17 protein-coding genes are annotated in these 16,990 nt (G+C 68.2%); 12 read left to right on the plus strand and 5 right to left on the minus strand.

The features are described from left to right. Positions 1 to 34: 34 nt before the first annotated feature. The 5 genes from phnC to ACSGC5_RS01005 all read left to right on the plus strand — a co-directional run bounded on the left by phnC (position 35) and on the right by ACSGC5_RS01005 (position 3,858). On the plus strand, positions 35 to 877 hold the full coding sequence (gene phnC / locus ACSGC5_RS00985) for a phosphonate ABC transporter ATP-binding protein (RefSeq protein WP_434968762.1): 843 nt from the start codon (positions 35 to 37) through the stop codon (positions 875 to 877). Continuing rightward, positions 874 to 1,683 carry a phosphonate ABC transporter, permease protein PhnE gene (phnE, locus tag ACSGC5_RS00990; protein WP_434968763.1) on the plus strand — a complete coding sequence of 270 codons (810 nt, stop codon included), beginning with the start codon at positions 874 to 876 and terminating at the stop codon, positions 1,681 to 1,683. The genes phnC and phnE (ACSGC5_RS00990) overlap by 4 nt, the downstream gene beginning before the upstream one ends. Continuing rightward, positions 1,680 to 2,552, plus strand: coding sequence for a phosphonate ABC transporter, permease protein PhnE (phnE, locus tag ACSGC5_RS00995; RefSeq protein WP_434968764.1), 873 nt, complete (start codon positions 1,680 to 1,682; stop codon positions 2,550 to 2,552). The genes phnE (ACSGC5_RS00990) and phnE (ACSGC5_RS00995) overlap by 4 nt, the downstream gene beginning before the upstream one ends. Before the next feature lie 25 nt (positions 2,553 to 2,577). After that, a complete protein-coding gene (locus tag ACSGC5_RS01000) occupies positions 2,578 to 3,390 on the plus strand; it encodes a MurR/RpiR family transcriptional regulator (RefSeq protein ID WP_434968765.1) in 813 nt (270 codons plus the stop codon). Between the two features lie 96 nt (positions 3,391 to 3,486). Further along, on the plus strand, positions 3,487 to 3,858 hold the full coding sequence (locus ACSGC5_RS01005; RefSeq protein ID WP_434968766.1) for a VOC family protein: 372 nt from the start codon (positions 3,487 to 3,489) through the stop codon (positions 3,856 to 3,858). Positions 3,859 to 3,868: 10 nt separating this feature from the next. Here the strand turns inward: ACSGC5_RS01005 and ACSGC5_RS01010 are convergent, their stop codons facing one another. Then, positions 3,869 to 4,630, minus strand: a complete 762-nt coding sequence (locus ACSGC5_RS01010; RefSeq protein WP_434968767.1) for a DNA alkylation repair protein — start codon at positions 4,628 to 4,630, stop codon at positions 3,869 to 3,871. Positions 4,631 to 4,783: 153 nt separating this feature from the next. On the opposite strand from ACSGC5_RS01010, the gene ACSGC5_RS01015 reads away from it, so the two are divergent. Further along, on the plus strand, positions 4,784 to 5,830 hold the full coding sequence (locus tag ACSGC5_RS01015) for an isopenicillin N synthase family dioxygenase (RefSeq protein ID WP_434968768.1): 1,047 nt from the start codon (positions 4,784 to 4,786) through the stop codon (positions 5,828 to 5,830). 6 nt (positions 5,831 to 5,836) lie between these two features. Here ACSGC5_RS01015 and ACSGC5_RS01020 read toward each other — a convergent pair whose 3' ends face one another. Continuing rightward, positions 5,837 to 8,557 carry a S8 family serine peptidase gene (locus ACSGC5_RS01020; protein WP_434968769.1) on the minus strand — a complete coding sequence of 907 codons (2,721 nt, stop codon included), beginning with the start codon at positions 8,555 to 8,557 and terminating at the stop codon, positions 5,837 to 5,839. A 142-nt stretch (positions 8,558 to 8,699) separates the two neighbouring features. Between ACSGC5_RS01020 and ACSGC5_RS01025 the strand changes: the two genes are divergently transcribed. Further along, entirely contained in the window at positions 8,700 to 9,524 is an 825-nt protein-coding gene (locus ACSGC5_RS01025) for a formate/nitrite transporter family protein (RefSeq protein WP_434968770.1), read from the plus strand. On the opposite strand, the gene ACSGC5_RS01030 is transcribed toward ACSGC5_RS01025, so the two are convergent. Continuing rightward, positions 9,493 to 9,858, minus strand: a complete 366-nt coding sequence (locus ACSGC5_RS01030; RefSeq protein ID WP_434968771.1) for a DUF2834 domain-containing protein — start codon at positions 9,856 to 9,858, stop codon at positions 9,493 to 9,495. The genes ACSGC5_RS01025 and ACSGC5_RS01030 overlap by 32 nt on opposite strands. Positions 9,859 to 9,900: 42 nt before the next feature. Between ACSGC5_RS01030 and ACSGC5_RS01035 the strand changes: the two genes are divergently transcribed. The 3 genes from ACSGC5_RS01035 to ACSGC5_RS01045 all read left to right on the plus strand — a co-directional run bounded on the left by ACSGC5_RS01035 (position 9,901) and on the right by ACSGC5_RS01045 (position 12,076). Then, complete coding sequence (locus ACSGC5_RS01035) at positions 9,901 to 10,758, plus strand: HAD family hydrolase (protein WP_434968772.1); 858 nt, start codon at positions 9,901 to 9,903, stop codon at positions 10,756 to 10,758. A 38-nt stretch (positions 10,759 to 10,796) separates the two neighbouring features. Then, the gene (locus ACSGC5_RS01040; RefSeq protein ID WP_434968773.1) at positions 10,797 to 11,630 is read left to right on the plus strand and encodes an aldo/keto reductase; all 834 of its coding nucleotides are present in this window, start codon (positions 10,797 to 10,799) and stop codon (positions 11,628 to 11,630) included. A 116-nt stretch (positions 11,631 to 11,746) separates the two neighbouring features. Beyond that, the gene (locus tag ACSGC5_RS01045; protein WP_434968774.1) at positions 11,747 to 12,076 is read left to right on the plus strand and encodes a hypothetical protein; all 330 of its coding nucleotides are present in this window, start codon (positions 11,747 to 11,749) and stop codon (positions 12,074 to 12,076) included. Between the two features lie 13 nt (positions 12,077 to 12,089). Here the strand turns inward: ACSGC5_RS01045 and ACSGC5_RS01050 are convergent, their stop codons facing one another. Further along, positions 12,090 to 13,088 carry a DNA-3-methyladenine glycosylase family protein gene (locus tag ACSGC5_RS01050; RefSeq protein ID WP_434968775.1) on the minus strand — a complete coding sequence of 333 codons (999 nt, stop codon included), beginning with the start codon at positions 13,086 to 13,088 and terminating at the stop codon, positions 12,090 to 12,092. Positions 13,089 to 13,240: 152 nt separating this feature from the next. After that, the gene (locus ACSGC5_RS01055; RefSeq protein WP_434968776.1) at positions 13,241 to 13,930 is read right to left on the minus strand and encodes a winged helix-turn-helix domain-containing protein; all 690 of its coding nucleotides are present in this window, start codon (positions 13,928 to 13,930) and stop codon (positions 13,241 to 13,243) included. Between the two features lie 552 nt (positions 13,931 to 14,482). Between ACSGC5_RS01055 and ACSGC5_RS01060 the strand changes: the two genes are divergently transcribed. Continuing rightward, positions 14,483 to 15,532 (plus strand): LacI family DNA-binding transcriptional regulator, encoded by a 1,050-nt coding sequence (locus tag ACSGC5_RS01060; protein WP_434968777.1) that lies wholly within the window; start codon positions 14,483 to 14,485, stop codon positions 15,530 to 15,532. A gap of 125 nt (positions 15,533 to 15,657) precedes the next feature. Continuing rightward, complete coding sequence (locus ACSGC5_RS01065; RefSeq protein ID WP_434968778.1) at positions 15,658 to 16,968, plus strand: ABC transporter substrate-binding protein; 1,311 nt, start codon at positions 15,658 to 15,660, stop codon at positions 16,966 to 16,968. Positions 16,969 to 16,990 lie beyond the last annotated feature (22 nt).

A 16,990-nucleotide genomic window follows, 5' to 3' on the forward strand; every position in this document is an offset into this window, starting at 1 on the left:
AACCGCGCGGTTCCCGCACAGAAAGTCGCGGTGCATGCACACTGATCCGCAGCGCGCGGAGGCCGAGGACACCCCCTCGGCCTCCGCGCCCGCGCCGTCGCCCGCCGCGTGGGCGATCGGTCTCAAGGACGTCTCGGTCGTCTACCCCAATGGCACTCGTGCGCTGCGTGGCGTGAGTCTGGAGATCGCCGCCGGCGAGATGGTGTCGATCGTCGGTCTGTCGGGATCGGGCAAGTCCACCCTCATCCGCGCGATCAACGGCCTGGTGCCGGTGACGGACGGGCAGATCACGGTCGGACCATCGGTGGTGACGGGCATGCGGGGCAGGCAGCTGCGCCGGTTGCGCGGTCACATCGGCATGATCTTCCAAGGATTCAACCTCGCCGACCGGGCGAGCGTGTACCGCAACGTGCTCGTGGGGCGCTTCGCGCACACGCCGACCTACCGCACCCTTCTCGGACTGACGAGCGCCGCCGACCGCGAGCTGGCGCTTCGCTCGCTCGATGCCGTCGGGATGCTCGAGAAGGTGTGGGTGCGCGCCGGTCAGCTCTCGGGGGGACAGAAACAGCGCGTCGCGATCGCCCGCGCCCTCACCCAGCAGCCGAGCATCATGCTCGCCGACGAGCCCGTCGCAAGCCTTGACCCGCCCACCGCCCACGCCGTGATGGACGACCTGCGCCGGGTGAACGTCGAGGACGGCCTCACGGTGCTGGTCAACATCCACCTCATGGACCTGGCGCGCCAGTACACGACGCGCATGATCGGTCTTCGCGCTGGTGAACTCGTGTACGACGGCCTGGCCGCCGACGCCACGGATGCCGACTTCGAGCAGATCTACGGGCGTCCCATCCAACCGATCGATCGGCTCGACCGGTGAGCCAGGCGCTCTCGCGATACACGCTCCCCGCGCGTCCGCACGCGCGGGGACGGACAGCGCTGATCGTGCTCGCGGTCGTCACCTTCACGGTCGCGACCTGCATCCCGGCGATCGGCGGGATCGAGCTGGATTTCGGTGCGATCATCCGGAACTGGAGCAACGGCTCCGGCCTCCTCGCCCAGTTCCTGCAGCCCGACTTCTCGTTCCTTCCGCGCACGATCGGGCCGATGCTCGAGACGTTGCAGATGGCGGTTGTCGGCGCGTTCTTCGCGGCGCTCGTGTCGGTGCCGCTGACCCTGTGGGCGGCAGTCCCGACGAATCCCCACGCGATTTCGCGCCGTCTGGTGCGCGCCGTGATCAACGTCATCCGTTCCGTGCCGGATCTGGTGTACGCCACCGTGCTGGTGGCGATCATCGGCGTCGGCGTGCTGCCGGGTGTGTTGACCCTCCTTCTGTTCGACATCGGCATCGTCGTCAAGCTCGTATCCGAAGCGATCGATTCCGCCGACCACGCGTACATGGAGGCGGGGCGGGCCGCGGGCGGGACCCAGACGCAGATCAACCGCACCACTGCGCTGCCGCAGACGTGGCCGCTGTTTGCCAACCAATGGCTTTACACTCTCGAGCTCAACGTCCGCATTTCGGCGATCCTCGGCATCGTCGGGGCGGGCGGAATTGGTCGGCTGCTGGATGAACGGCGGGCGTTCTACGCGTACGACGACGTCTCGGTGATCGTCCTCGAAATCCTCGTCGTCGTCGTCCTGATCGAGGTGTTCTCGAACTACCTTAGAAAGCGGCTGACATGAGCGCATCCGCTTCCGCGCGCGAACTCGGGTTGGAGCTTCCTCCGCCACCGTCTCGCCTCGCCTCGACGCTCACCGCTGTCATCGTGGGTGCGGTCGTGCTCTGGGCCACCGCCGGGCTGCCGATCGACTGGAGCGACCTCGGCGCCATTCCCGGAGAAATCCTCCACTACGGCGCGCTGATGTTCGCCGATCCCAACTGGGAGAAACTCCCGCGCGCTCTGTTCGAGACGTGGCGGTCGATCTCGATGGCCTGGATCGGTGCGATCCTCTGTGTACTGGTCTCCATCCCGCTCGGGATGCTGGCAGCTCGGGGTGTCGGTCCCGCCTGGATCCGGCTGCCGCTTCGGGGCGTGTTCGCCGTCATCCGTGCCGTCCCGGAAGTGATCATCGCCCTGCTTCTGCTGACCGTGACCGGGCTGACGCCCTTCACGGGAGCCCTCGCCCTGGGGATCGCGGGAATCGGTACCCAGGGTAAGTGGGTCTACGAGACCATCGAGTCGGTCGAGGAGGGCGCCTCCGAGGCCGTCCGCGCGGCGGGCGGCGGCACGGCGGAGGTCACCCGGTGGGCGCTGTGGCCGGCCGCGGCTCCTGCGCTGATGTCGTTCGCGCTCTATCGCTTCGAGATCAACATCCGCACATCGGCCGTGCTCGGGCTCGTCGGTGCGGGCGGAATCGGAAGCATGCTGGCCAACTACACCAACTTCCGGCAATGGGATACCGTCGGAATGCTGTTGATCGTGGTGGTCGTCGCCACGATGACGATCGATGCGATCTCGGGAGCGATACGCCGTCGGATCACGCAGGGGGCCCGGGTGCGCGGAATCAGACGATCCTCGAAAGGACGCCAGGATGTGGTCGGGATCCGCTGAGACGCCGCCGACGATGAGAATCGCGATGCTCGCTCCGTCTCTTCAGCCGACCGAGCGCCGAGTCGCAGAGTCCATCGTCGCCGACGTGGAGGCTGCGATCGAGCGCACAGCGCAGGAGATGGCAGATCTCGTGGGCGTCGGGCGGGCAAGCGTCATCCGCACCGCGCAGTCATTGGGCTACGAAGGGTACCCGCAGCTGCGGGTCGCGCTGGCTCGTGAGGTATCGCTGGGTGGTGCTCCCGTCGCGCCATCCGATGGGACGATGCTCGGCGCGCTGCGCGGGGCGGTTGACCGGTTCGCGTCGCGGCTGAGTCACACCGTGTCTGCCCTCACCGAGGCGGGACTGGAGGCCTTCGTCCGCGAGATCGATCAGGCGCAGCGGTTGCTCGTCGCGGCGAACGGGCTTTCGTCGCCGCTGGGCATCGACCTCGCGATGCGGTTGACGTCCGCGGGCCGCCCGACGGAGTACATGCCCGACACACTCGGTCAGCAGATCGCCGCGAAGCAGCTGGGGCCGACCTCAGCGTGTCTGGTCGTCTCGGGCTCGGGGGCGAACCGTGCCTCGCTGGATGTCGTCACCGAAGCACGTGCGAGCGGGGCGCGTGTGCTCGCGATCACGTCCTTTCCGCGTTCCCCGGTCGCCGAGGCGGCGGATGTCTCACTCATCGTCGCTCCGGTCAACGACTCGTTCCACGAGGAGTTGGTCCACACGTCGCGTGCGGCCCTCATGCTCGTGACCGAGTCCGTGGTGGGTCTGCTCGTCGCCCGTCGCGGCGACAGCGCCCGAGCCGCCCAGGCCGCCACGCTCTCGGTCCTCAGCCGCTCGCTGTCCGAGTAGCGTCACGATCTCGCCCGCGGCATCCGGGGAGGCAGACGGCAGACCGACCCGGTGTTACCGTGGTGCGCAACGACGACGAGCGGAACGGTGGGTGCCATGGACCTTGGAGCGTTCTCCCTCAGCCTCGCGGTAGCCGACCTCGACGCCTCACGCGAGTTCTACGCGCGTCTCGGGTTCGAGGCCTTCGGCGGCGAGGCGGAGCAGGGCTGGCTGATGATGCGCAATGGGAGCGCGGTGATCGGTCTGTTCGCCGGAATGTTCGAGCGCAACATCCTGACATTCAATCCGGGATGGGATGAGAGCGGTCAGGCGGTGGATCCCTTCTCGGATGTGCGCGACATCCAGCGGCGTCTGCGCGAGAGCGGCGTGGAACTGCATGAGACGGTCGACGAGGAGAGCTCGGGGCCGGGGTCGATCGTCGTGGTCGATCCCGACGGAAACCCGATCCTGATCGATCAGCATCGGTGAGCCGCCCCGGTCAGCTCCTCGGGATGTTGCGCAGCCGCGCCCTCTCGTCGGCATCGAGGTGTTCCGAGGCATAGCTCAACGTCGTCCGCGACATGGCGCCGGCATGCTCGTCGAGGAACGCGACGAGTTCGGCGTGACTGACGCGTTTGCCGACTTCGCGCAGCATCCAGCCGGTGGCCTTGTGGATGAGGGGCTGGTCGTCTGCCCGGAGAGCCAGCGCCACCCGAAACGCGGGCCGGGGGTCACCCGCGCGCGTCCAGGCCAGCGTGGCGATCGTGGCGATCCGTCGTTCCCAGAGGCTCTCGCTGCCGAGGAGTCGATCGATAACGCTGCGTGCTACCGCATCGGGCTGGTCGCGCAGCCATGACCCGACGAGAACTTCGGCGCTCGAATCGACGATGTCCCAGTTGTTCACAGAGCCGCGCGTCGCTGCGGTCAGGTACGCCTCGTGCAGACGAGCACGTGCGCCCTCATTCCGGCTTCGCGGCCTGCTCGCCTGCTCGAACTGCCTGACCATCACCAGCACTGCGGCCAGCCGAAACTCGTGAATCGGGCTGGCGAGCAGCTTCTGGGTCTCCTCGAGCGGCAGGCGATCGAAGACCTTCACGGCGCCGCGGAGTGCGGGCAGACGCACCCCGAGGAACACCTCGCCCTCGCCGTACTCTCCCGGCCCGGTCTTGAAAAAGCGCCGCGACGTCTCGGCGTCGCGATCGCTCGCCGCCGACTCCAGCGCCGCGGCCAGCGCCGCGGCTGTCATCGAAGCGGTGCCCACGCCGCGAGCGTAGCAGCGCGTGATCGAGCGTCTGGCTCTGTGTAACCCGGGCGAAACGCTGCGCGCGTATCGTGACGAGCAACGCTCATGAAAGCGAAAGCCCACACCGGGTGGGCGAGTGGAAAGCATGAAGCGGCTCGAGAAGGAGTTGCTATGACATTCCAGGTTCCCCTCGTGGACATCACCGCCTACGTCGTAGACGGAACACCCGAGGCCAAAGCGGAGGTCGCCCGGCGCATCGACGATGCGTGCCGCACCGTCGGGTTCATCCAGATCACCGGCCACGGCATCCCGGATGCCGTCATCCGCGGGCTCACCGAGGCGATGGATGCCTTCTTCGCGCTCGACCTCGAAGCGAAGAAGGGGTACCGCACGCCGCCTCAGATCAACCGTGGGTACAGCCCGCCGAAGTCAGAGTCTCTCAGCCTCAGCCTCGGTGTCGAGCAGGCCAGTCGCATGAACGACTTCTTCGAGGCGTTCAACATCGGAGCATCGGCCGCCACGTATCCTCACATGGCGGAGCTCCCGCAGCCCGACTACGCCGAGAACATCTGGCCCGCGATCGACGGATTCCCGTCTCAGGTGCAGGCCTACTTCAGCGAGGCTGCGCGCGTCGCCCGTGTCATGACGCGGATCTTCGCCGACGCGCTGGGGCTCGACCCGGAGTTCTTCGCCTCCCGGACCGACCACTCTCTCGATGTCATGCGTATGAACAACTACGCGCTCCCGCCCGGCACGGATGTGACCCTGGACGGTGATCTGGTCGGTATGGGAGAGCACACCGACTACGGGATCGTGACGATCCTGTGGGCCGATCAGGTCAAGGGTCTGCAGGTGCTCGGCGCGGACGGCTCATGGAACGATGTGGCGCCGGCCGACGACGCGCTGCTGATCAACCTCGGCGATGTGACCGCTCGGTGGACCAATGAGCGGTGGATGTCGACGCTGCATCGCGTGAAGCCGCCCGTGATCGACGGCACCATCGAGCGGCGACGGTCCGCTGCGTTCTTCCACGACGGCAATGTCGATGCACTGATCGAAACGCTGCCCTCGTGCGTAGATGCGGACCATCCCGACCTGTACGAGCCGATCACGGTGGGAGAACACATCGCGGCAAAGCTCGCCGGATCCCGTGCCGGCGTGCGCAACGACTCGGCCGCGCGTGAGTACGCCAGGGTGCTGGCCAGCCAGCGGAGCTGAGCCGGGTCAGAGCCGCCGTCGGCGTTTGCCCGCCGCTGCGGCAAGGCCGGCTCCGGCGAGGACGATCAACGCCGCTGCGGGAAGCAGAACCGCGGGACTCTCGCTCGGTCCGGTCGCACTGAGCGAGGCCCGGGTGTTCACGGCTGCGGGAACTGCTGAGTCGGCTGCGACGCTCACGCCGGTCCATCCGAGCAGCGTGCCGTCGGCCGCGAGCACCGCGAGCCGGTGAGCGCCCGCCGGCACCGTTGCGGGGATCGTGAAGGTCGCGGTGCCTGACGCGCCCGTCCATGCCCATCCGAGCGACGTCGGCGTCGAGTACAGGTATCCGGACACCCAGTTCAGGGGAGGGAGGCCGGTGACGGTGACGCTGTCTCCGACAGTCAGCGCGCTGGGCGAGGCTGCGATACCTCCGGTGCCGCCCGGTGTCAGCGAATCAGGTGTCGGTGGCGTGGGTAGGGGGGTCGGTTCCGGCGGGCGCGGTGTCGTCACGGATGCCGTCACGCCCGTGCCGGCGTAGCCCTCGCCGTCGACGACCGAGACGGTCACCGCGTAGGAGGTCTCCGGGTTCAGGTCGGCGTAGGTGACGGCGGTCTCGTCGTCGGCGAGGGTTGCCGCATCGATCAGTTCGTCGCTCGAGCGCAGCTCGACGTGGTAGCCGCTCGCGGTCTCCACGGCATCCCAGCTGACGGCGATGCTCGTGGCCGCGATCGCCTCGGCGCTCAGTCCCGAGACCGTGGGCGTGGGAAGTGCGGCGAGCGTTCCGTAGGCGTCGGCCAGGCCGGCTCCGAACACCTCCTCATCCGCAAGGTACTCCGGAAAGGGGTTGGTCATCCCCGCGGCGGTGTCCAGGATCGCCGAGATGATCTCGTCGGCGCTGGATTCCGGTGCGTACTGGGCGGCGAGCGCGTGGATCGCAGCGACGTGCGGGGCCGCCGCTGACGTCCCGGAGAAGCGATGCTCTCCGTCGGTGGTGTCGGCAGGGAAAAAGCTCGTCTGCGTCGCGTCGACGCCCGTGATCGACGGTGCGGGTACCGTGACAAGCTCGTCGTACTCCTCGGACGGTTCACCCGAGGCGGGGTCCACAGGGGCGAACCGCAGGAATCCCGGGCCGGGGGAGGTGAACGACTCGGGTGAGCCCGCCCCGTCCCACGGCGCGGCGGCGACGCCCACCGCATCGCCGTGAGCAGGGTGGCCGAAGCTGACCGGTCCCACCAGGTCGTCTCCGGCGCTCTCGTCGTACTCGAGCCACGTCAGGTTCTCGACTCCGGTGAAGAACGTGATCCACACGGCGGGCGAGGTCACGTCTTCGTCAGCGAGGCCGGTGAGATCCCGCATCAGCACGAGCTGATAGTCGGCAGTGTCGGCATCCTCGGTGAAGCCCGACAGCTGCACCGGGACGGCAGGATCCACGACGCTCGGCGCGCTGACCGCGCGAGGTTCGGCATCCGTCGTGTACGCGAAGAGCCCGAACTCCGTCGCCACCGCGTACTGCGGTTCTGCCCAGCTCAGCTGCAGGACCGGTGCCGTGCTCTCGAACAGGCCGAACGTCAGGGTGGGGTCCGCGCCGACGCCGGGGTCGAAGTCGAGACAGTCGTAGCGCTCGACGCCTGCCCCCGGGTCCACCCAGTCAGGGCAGTCCATCCCCCGGTAGGCCGTCGTCTGCCAGGAGGAGATGGGCTTGCCCTCGCTGGGGGTGCCCTCGGCGCCCTGGACACCACTGTTGCCCGCGGAACTGTAATACGCCACTCCCTGATCCCGGACCTGGGCGATCGCGAGCGACACGACACTCTGCTGGTAGTACGGTTCGTCGGCGAATCCGAGGTCGTCGACGATGATGTCGGCTCCGGCGTCGGCGAGGTCGAGGATGGCATCGGCGGTCGCGGCACTGCCCGCGTAGCCGGTCGCGAAGACCAGTTCTGCGCCCGGCGCGATCCCGTGGATCAGCTGCGCCATGGCGCGACCCTCGTCCTTGCCCTCCTGCGAGTCGTCGAGCACGCGGACGGGTGTCTCGTATCCGCACGGGTTGCCCGGTCCCGGCAGCAATCCGGCGGCGACGTCCTCCTCGGGTGTCGTCGTCTCCGTGAACCGTGCGTAGGAGTCCGAGATGATACCGATCGTGATGCCGCTCCCGTCCACGCGATACACGTCGCGGGCACGATCGGAGCGGTGCGGCTCGTCGGCCTCGACGGGAAGGCTGCGACAGGATGCATCGGCGCTGGCGAACGGAGCAGCCCGCGTGAACTCGCTCCAATCGCCGGGCGGTAGGGCGCCGGCCGCCGCCTCGCGCCCCGTGCTCGGTCGGACGACCGGCACGACCGAACTCACTCCGGGCACCGCTGCGAGCGCATCGAGGTTCTGTGGCTCCACGGATGCCTCGACGGTCGGGGTCAGGCGGTGCACCCGGTTGACGGAGCCGATCGCTTCGACAGCGGCGATGTCTGCCGCTGTGGGACGCGAGGTGAAGGTGACGGTGACGGTCAGGCGGCCCGCACTGTCCGCGGCAAGACTTCCCGCGCCCTCGACCGGAAGCGCGGCGGCGGCGGACAGCTCCTCGGCAGAGGTCGCGCCCGCGCGGGTGGCCTCGGTGATCCTCTCCAGGACGGTGCTGGGTGCGGCGCCGGTGTCTTCGGGGTCGGTGGTGGCGGCCGCGGGGTGGGCGACACACACGCTCACGGTCAGGGCAGCGGCGGCTGCGGCGGTCGCGAGCGCGCGAGTAGCACGATGCATGACGATGTCCCCCCGAAAATGACTGCAGGCATACTCTTCCATAGGGCGAGCCGGCCGGTGAACAACTCCACGCGGGAGCGGCGAGCCGGGACAGGGACCTCCGCCCCTACATGTGGCCTGACCACAGCGGTACCGTGCCGATGTGCGCACGATCGAAGACACTCTCGACCTCCAGGCCGACGCCGCCCTCCACAAGATCGAGGGGATGCGGCATCCGATGCGGTTCGCGGTCTCGGGAATGCTCGCCGGCGCCTACGTCGGCGTGGCGGTCGTGCTGATGCTCAATGCGGCCGGACCGCTCGCCGAGGCGGGGGAGGGGTGGGCCAAGCTCGTCAGTGGCCTCGTCTTCGGCGTCGCGCTGACCCTCGTGGTGTTCGCGGGCGCCGAGCTGGTGACCTCGTCGATGATGACACTCACGCAGGGCACGCTCATGCGCGCCACGTCGCCCGGTCCGGCGTCCGGCGCGCTCGGGTTCACGTTCGGTGCAAACCTTCTCGGCTCCGCGCTGTTCGGGCTCCTCGTCGCGACCTCCGGTGTCCTCCACGCGAATCCCGCCGCTGGCGCGATGCTCGAGGGGATGCTCGATGCCAAGGCGCACGAGTCGCCGATCGAACTGTTCGTGCGCGGCATCCTCTGCAACGTGCTCGTCTGCCTCGCGATCTGGATGGTGGCCCGCTCCACGACCGACGGTCCGAAGCTCGTCGTCATCTTCTGGGCTCTGCTGGCGTTCATCACCTCGGGTTTCGAGCACGTGGTGGCCAACATGACGACGTTCACGCTGGGACTTGCGACCGGCGTTCCGAGCGCCACGTGGCTTGCCTTCGGCACGAACATGCTGTGGGTCGGGCTCGGAAACCTCGTCGGCGGCGCGGCGGTCGTCGGGCTCGCCTACTGGGTCGTCGGCGGTTCACCGCGCTGGCCCGAGGCCCACGCGCTCACTCCGGCCGATGCGGAGGCATCGGTGTGACGGATGCCGCCAGCTGCGACATCCGCCTCTGACGCATCGCCAGGAACAGCGGGAAGGTGAATGCGAACGCGGTGAGCCCCGACGCGAGGATGTACAGCCACGCCCCCCGCATCCCGAGCCGTCGCGCTTCGACCACGATGAAGACGCAACCGGCGATCGCGACCACCAGCAGATCGACCGTGATCGACGAGACCGCGGGCCCACTTGTGACGAGGTCGCCGATGAAGTCCCGCAGCTGGATGATCGCGAGGGTGTTGAAGTACCAGGTTCCTCCCAGGCCGGCGACCGCGAGCACGAGATAGGCGACGGCGAGGGGACTCCAGTGGCGGTTCATGGCTCGATCCTGGCAGGTGCGCGCCTCGGGCAGGATGGAGGCGTGACCGATGACCCCGCCGCCCGAACTCCGTCCGAGCCGACCGACCTCGATGCTCTGGCCGGCCGAGGCAGCGAGATCCGCCTGATCGCGGTGGACATGGACGGCACCCTGCTCGACGGCGACGGAAAGGTTCCGCCGGGGCTGTGGTCGATGCTCGACCGGCTGCGGGAGGCCGGGATCGCCTTCGCCCCCGCAAGCGGCAGGCAGCACGCGACGCTGCGCCGCGAGTTCGGAGCCCACGGTGACGAGCTCGTCTTCATCGCCGAGAACGGCACTCTCGTGACGCGTGGGGACGACGAGCTCAGCTCCGATCCCATGGACCGCGTGTTCGTCGACGAGCTCCTCGAGGACATCCGCGGTTTCCGCCACGACGTGGGGGTCGTCCTGTGCGGCAAGGCTTCGGCATACATCGAGCGGACGGATGCTGCCTTCCGCAGCCAGGCCGAGAAGTACTACGCCCGTCTGGCTGACGTCTCCGATCTGACCGCCGTAGACGATGAGATCCTGAAGGTCGCGGTGTTCGATGTCGAGGATGGCGAGAAGCACACGGCTCCTGCGCTCGAGCGGCACCGACTGACACACCAGGTGGTCGTATCGGGTCACCACTGGGTGGATGTCATGAACGCGGGCGTCTCCAAGGGCCGGGCCCTGCGGGCGATCCAGGATCTGCTGGATGTCACCCCTGAGCAGACCGCCGTGTTCGGGGACTACCTCAACGACCTCGACATGATGGACGCCGCCGACTTCTCATTCGCGATGGCCAACGCGCATCCGGACATCGTCGCGGCCGCCCGCTACCGCGCACCGTCCAACCTCGACCACGGCGTCATCCGGGTCCTCGAGCGCCTGCTGGGCTGACGGCCCTTCCTGTCGGCGCAACGCGGCAGGATGGAAGCATGATCTCGATCCCCACCGTGACCCTCGCCGACGGCAGCGCGTTTCCCGAGCTCGGTTTCGGCACCTACAACCTGCGCGGTGCCGATGGCACGGATGCGATCGTTTCGGCGATCCAGGCCGGCTACCGGTTGCTCGACTCGGCCGTCAACTACGAGAACGAGCGGGAGGTCGGTGAGGCGGTGCGCCGCAGCGGCCTTGACCGCGACGAGCTGATCGTGACGACGAAGATCCCGGGCCGTGACCACGGATACGACCAGGCCCGCCGCAGTGCGCGCGAGTCCCTCGAGCGACTGGGCCTCGACCGCATCGATCTGTATCTCATCCACTGGCCGAACCCGAGTGTCGACGCCTACGTCGACACGTGGCGGGCGATGATCGACCTTCGGGCCGAGGGTCTCGTCCGCTCGATCGGGGTATCCAACTTCACGGAAGCCATGCTCGACCGCCTCCAGGGCGAGACCGGCGTGATGCCGGTCGTGAACCAGGTCGAACTGCACCCCTACTTCCCGCAAGCGACGTTGCGCGCGTATCACGCCGAGCACGGCATCCGTACGGAGAGCTGGAGTCCCCTCGCGCGCCGCTCCGAACTGCTGAGCGAGCCTGTGATCACGGGCCTCGCGGCGGACCTCGGGGTCAGCCCCACCCAGGTCGTCCTGCGCTGGCATGTGCACCTGGGCTCGACGCCGATCCCCAAGTCCGGTCACGCGGGGCGTCAGCGCGAGAACGCGGATGTCTTCGGCTTCTCGCTCACCGAGGAGCAGGTCGCGGCGATCTCGGCGCTCGAGCGAGGGCGTCTCTGGGACGGGGACCCCGACACGCACGAAGAGATGTGACGGTCGGAGCCGGACGCCACCCACGGGTGTCAAGGCCCTCCCCGCGCTCGGTACCGTCGCGCACGCTGGTGCGATACCCGCTGCGCGGACGGCGCCAGGCGGGGGAGGGAGCCGACATGACAGACAGTGCCCGCGATCCGCTCGAGGAAGCTGACGTGGTCGAGCAGATCGCGCCGATCGAAGGAGCGGACTCCACGGTCGATCCGCAGCGTTCGTCGGAGGACGGTTCCGTCGAGGATGCCACGGTGGACATCGATCCCGATGTCCAGGCGAGCGGGGAACGGCCGTCAGACTCCGCAGCGGCGTCAGGACAGCACAATCCTGCGGCTCAGCCCGATGCGGAACCGGCATCGGACGTGCAGCCGGAGACGCAGGGGGAGGATCCCCTGCACGCCGACCTGGGCGAGATGGGACAGGGAGACCTCGCGCCGGAGGACGAGGCGTAACCTCGCCCGAAACTCAGCGGAAGCGGTGGTCTTCGGGGTGAAGCCGGGCGCCCCGCCTCGGCTCCCGGGGACCGCCGGACGCCAGGAGACGGATGACGCGCTGCCGATGACCTTCCCACGGGGCGAGGAGTTCGAGCATGCCGTCATCGTCGGTGCGCGATCCGGTGAGCGCGTAGCCCACGTCGTGCGCCAGGTGATAGTCCCCGACGCTGACGGCGTCGGGATCGCCGAACGCTTTGATGCGCGTTTCGGCCGCGGTCCACGGGCCTATCCCGGGCTGGCTGAGCAGGATCCGATCGATCTGCTCGGCATCCGGGGCTCCCAGAACGGCGCGGACGACCGATGCGCCGCGCTCAGCGATCCGCGCGATCGTCCGAGACTGCGGGGGTTCGAGGCCGGCGCGGTGCCATGCCCACGAGGGCACGCGTCGCCATCCGTCGATCGCGGGGGGTGCGAACAGTTGCCGCGGAGTCGGTCCCGGCGCTGGCGTTCCGTGCGTCGTCACGATCCGGCGCCAGGCGGCGAACGCCTGCAGTCCGGTGACCTTCTGCTCGACGATGGAGCTCACGAGCGCATCGAAGACGAGGTCGGTGCGGCCCAGTCGAAGGCCCGGGTTGCGGTGTGCGAGGTGCGCGACGACGGGATGCCGAGCGGCGTCGAACCCCGTCGTGTCGTCCTGGGCGCCGCACAGCGCCGGCGCCTGGTCGAGTGCCCATTCCGCTCCCGCGCCCCACGCTGCCACGCGCACCGAGCCGTCGGAAGCGCCACGCAACGCGATGGTCGCGACGCCGAGCGGCGTGCGGCTGGCGCGCCAGATGACGGAGCCCTCGACCGTCATTGTGGGGTCGTGCGCCCCGCGTCGCTGGAATCCGACCGTCGCGCGCAGGTCCAGCGGGTGTCGCGGGTGATAGACGGTCTCGATCGGACGTGCCTCACGCGCGCCGGTTGCGGCGCGCCGGTCGCGGCGTGCGCTCAGCGCTGCCGTCGCGGGAGTCGGCGCGAGCGATGTCATGCGATCACGATACGTGCGTGCGGAGACATCCGGCGGTGTGGCGATCGTTCGGTCGCGTCGTCGTGTGGGTGCGGGGCAGCGAGATCCGCGTCAGGGCGCGACCGAACCGAATGCATGGTGTCGCGCGTGCACCCGTGCGCTGCCAGGAGCGCTCAGAACCGGTCGGGCGAGGGGGTGCCGTGGCCGTAGCGGATGACGACGTCGGCATGGCGGTCGAATCGGTATCCGACGCCGCGCACCGTGCGCACGATGTCTTCATAGCGCCCGAGCTTGGAGCGCAGTCGGCGCACGTGGACATCGATCGTTCGCTCGCCGGGAACCTCGCCGTCCTCACCGCTCTGCCACAGCGACGACACGAGCTCAGACCGCTCGATCGTGCGCCCCTCGCGGAGGACGAGGTACTGCAGCAGTTCGAACTCGGTGAAGGTGAAGGGCGCTGTCTCCCCGTCGATCACCACGCGCTTGCGGGAGATATCGAACACCACGCCGCGAGCCGAGCGGTCAGTGTCCTCGGGTTCGGTCGCAGCGGTGACCGCGGCTACTGCGGAGGGCTCGCGCAGGGCGCGGCGCACGACGTCGACATCGCGGCCGCCGGCGCCGCGGGGAGCGAGGGCGACCGTGGCATAGGTCTCGGCGTCGGGAGCGAGCTCCGCGAGCGTGCGGCGGAGCGCATCGACGAGCACCGGGAGCGATACGCCCGCGGCGGCGGCTTTGGCTTCGTCGAGTCCGACGTAGAGAGCGAAGCCGCGCGGGGTGCGGGCGGGCGGTTCCTCGGTGATCGCGGGAACCGCGTGCAGGTGACGGGTGGGAGCGGGGCGGGTGAGAAGGGCGGTGTTCGACATGGGGATGATGGTCCTTGCGGAGGGCCCGGACGGTTCGGGCAGAGGTGTTGCGGTGACCCGTGAGGTCGGTGTCGAGCGGATCGGAGGGACGCGCTCGGGGAAGGGGCGAGGGGTCGCGCGATCTGGAGTGCAGAAGGCGCCCCGCTGACGTGTCGTCAGCGACACATTCGACAACACATGACTGCGCGGCCGGCCATCATCATGCCGGCAGTTCCGTTCGCCTCCCAGGCGGACAGGACATGCGCGTTGTCAGTCATGCGGCCGATTATGACCGAACGCGTCGAAGTGCGTCAAATCGCCACAATTGCGCCCGGAGCGGCGCCTCATCCTCACGCAATGTGCTCACTCCAGCCTCCTGGGGGTTCACATCTTGCGGACGGTCCCCGCGGGCGTGGCTCCGCGATGGGTCCGCCCGCCGGCGATCACGAACGCATCACGGTTTGTTGTTCATGGAGACAAAAGGTTGCGCTCGGCATCTTCTGTGCATAACATCGCCGTCGAAGCGTTTAGCGAAGCGCTTCGAGTACCCGGTAGGACAACAGCGGAGTCGTCATGGCGAAGATCAACGAGGTGGCAGAGGCTGCCGGCGTGTCGATCAGCACCGTGTCGTACGCACTCAGCGGAAAGCGCCCCGTATCGCCGGCGACCCGCAAGAGGATCGAAGACGCCGTCGCCAAGCTCGGGTACAGCCCGAATGCGAGCGCGCGGATGCTGGCGGGGCGCCGCACCAACATCTTCGCGCTCACCGAGCCGCTGCGCACCGACACCCATGTGCCGACTCACATGGCGTTCGTGCTGGCGACCGCGGTTGCCGCGCGTCGCCATGACTACGACATCCTGCTGCTGACCGAGGAGCAGGCCGTGTCGGGGATGAGCCGCGTCGCCTCGAGTGGTCTTGCCGACGCGATCCTGGTCCTGGATGTCGCGCCCGACGACGAGCGCGTGGCGTTGGCGCGCAGTATCGCCACGCCCACCGTGTTCATCGGCGTGCCCGACGACCACGACGGATTGGTGTGCGTCGACCTCGACTTCGAGGCGGCGGCGCGCACTGCAGTGGACAAGCTTGCCGCCCTCGGCCACACGCGCATCGGCATGCTCGGCATGACCGAGACGGCCTACGACAAGTCCAACTTCCCGCCCCGGGTGAGAGCAGCGTACGAGCGCCGGGCGGCTGAGCTGGGCGTCGAGACGTTCTTTCGGGCCAGTGGGCGGGTCCAAACCGATCGAAACGGATGTCGTGCAGCGCTGTCCGAGCTCCTGGCTGCCGGGGTCACGGCGCTGATCCTGCACTCGAACGAGGACGCGCACGCCATCGTGCTGTCCGAGCTCGATCAGCGCCAGATCAGCGTGCCGTATGACCTGTCACTCATCTCGGTCGGCAACAGCTTCGACATCGACACTCTGGCTCGACCGATCGACGCGCTTCCGCTCATCCCTGCCGAGTCCTGCAATCGTGCCGTCGAGCTCGCGCTTGAGAGCCTTGATGGAGACCGGCCGGAGCCGGGGCTTCACCTTGTTGCGCCCACGTATCTGTCCCGCGACTCGATCGGGCCCCGGGTCCGGTCGGCGGACGGCGCCTCGGAGACGGTCGCGGGTCCGTGAACCCACCACCGACCCCGCCCACGCGTGTCGTTTGTCGAAACGCTTCGATGACTTTCCACCCACAACTTCACAGCCCTTCCGATAACACCCGACCGACGCAGGTCACCAAGAAAGGAGTGCCACCGATGGCACGCTTCACCCGCACCACACAGCGAACACTGGTCGCCGCGAGCGCGATGACCGTAGCCGCACTCGCCCTGGCCGGATGCTCGGGCTCCTCCGAAGGCGAGAGCGGAGACACTCTCGTCCTCTGGCACTACGAAGGCGAAGACAGCGCGATGGGCAAAGCCTGGGATGCTGCGATCGAGGTCTTCCAGGAGGAGAACCCCGACGTGACCGTCGAGTTTGAGGCCAAGGGCTTCGAGCAGATCCGCTCCACCGCCAGCCAGGTCCTCAACTCCGACGAGGCCCCGGATGTCATGGAGTACAACAAGGGGAACGCGACCGCGGGCCTGCTCGCGAGCCAGGGTCTGCTGACCGACCTGAACGAGGTCGTCGCCGAGTACGGCTGGGATGAGCTGCTCGCGCCGTCGCTGCAGACGACTGCGAAGTACAGCGCCGACGGCGTGATGGGTGGCGACACCTGGTACGGCGTGCCCAACTACGGCGAGTTCGTCACGGTGTACTACAACGAGGACATGTTCGCGGCAGCCGGCCTCGAGGTGCCCACGACCTACGACGAGTTCATCGACGTGCTCGACGCGTTCGTCGCAGAGGGGATCACGCCGCTGGCCGAGGCCGGCGCTGAATACCCCCTCGGTCAGCTGTGGTACCAGCTCGCCCTGAGCCAGGCAGATCGTCAGTGGGTCGATGACTACCAGCTCTACGCGAACCCCGTCGACTGGCAGGGCGAGCAGATCTCCTACGCCACCGAAACCCTCAAGGAGTACATCGACGCCGGCTACATCTCGGCGGATGTCGCGGGCATGAAGGCCGAGGATGCCGGTACCGCATTCATCGCCGGGCAGTACCCGATCTTCGTGTCGGGCAGCTGGTGGTACGGCCGCTTCCTCAGCGAGATCACCGACTTCGAGCTCGGGCTGTTCCCCTTCCCGGGCTCTGACCTGAGCCTGGGCTCCTCGGGCAACCTCTGGGTCGTTCCCGAGAACGCCCAGAACAAGGAACTGGCCTACAAGTTCATCGACATCACGATGCGCCCCGAGATCCAGGCGATCATCGGCAACAACGGCGGTCTTCCCGTGGCCGCGAATGAAGCCGACATCACCGACGAGGCGAGCCTGAAGCTCATCTCCGCCTTCAACGCCGTGACCGCGCAGGACGGCCTCGCGTTCTACCCCGACTGGCCGACCCCGACGTTCTACGACGCCATCGTGGCGAACCTCCAGGAGCTGGCCAACGGAACGGCCACACCCGAGCAGGTGCAGACCTCGCTCGGCGAGGAGTACGACTCGTACGCCGAGCAGTACTGGCAGTAACCCGGACGCGGTGGGGGCGGGC

Source organism: Microbacterium sp. bgisy207 (genome assembly GCF_965345035.1).
GTDB lineage: Bacteria > Actinomycetota > Actinomycetes > Actinomycetales > Microbacteriaceae > Microbacterium.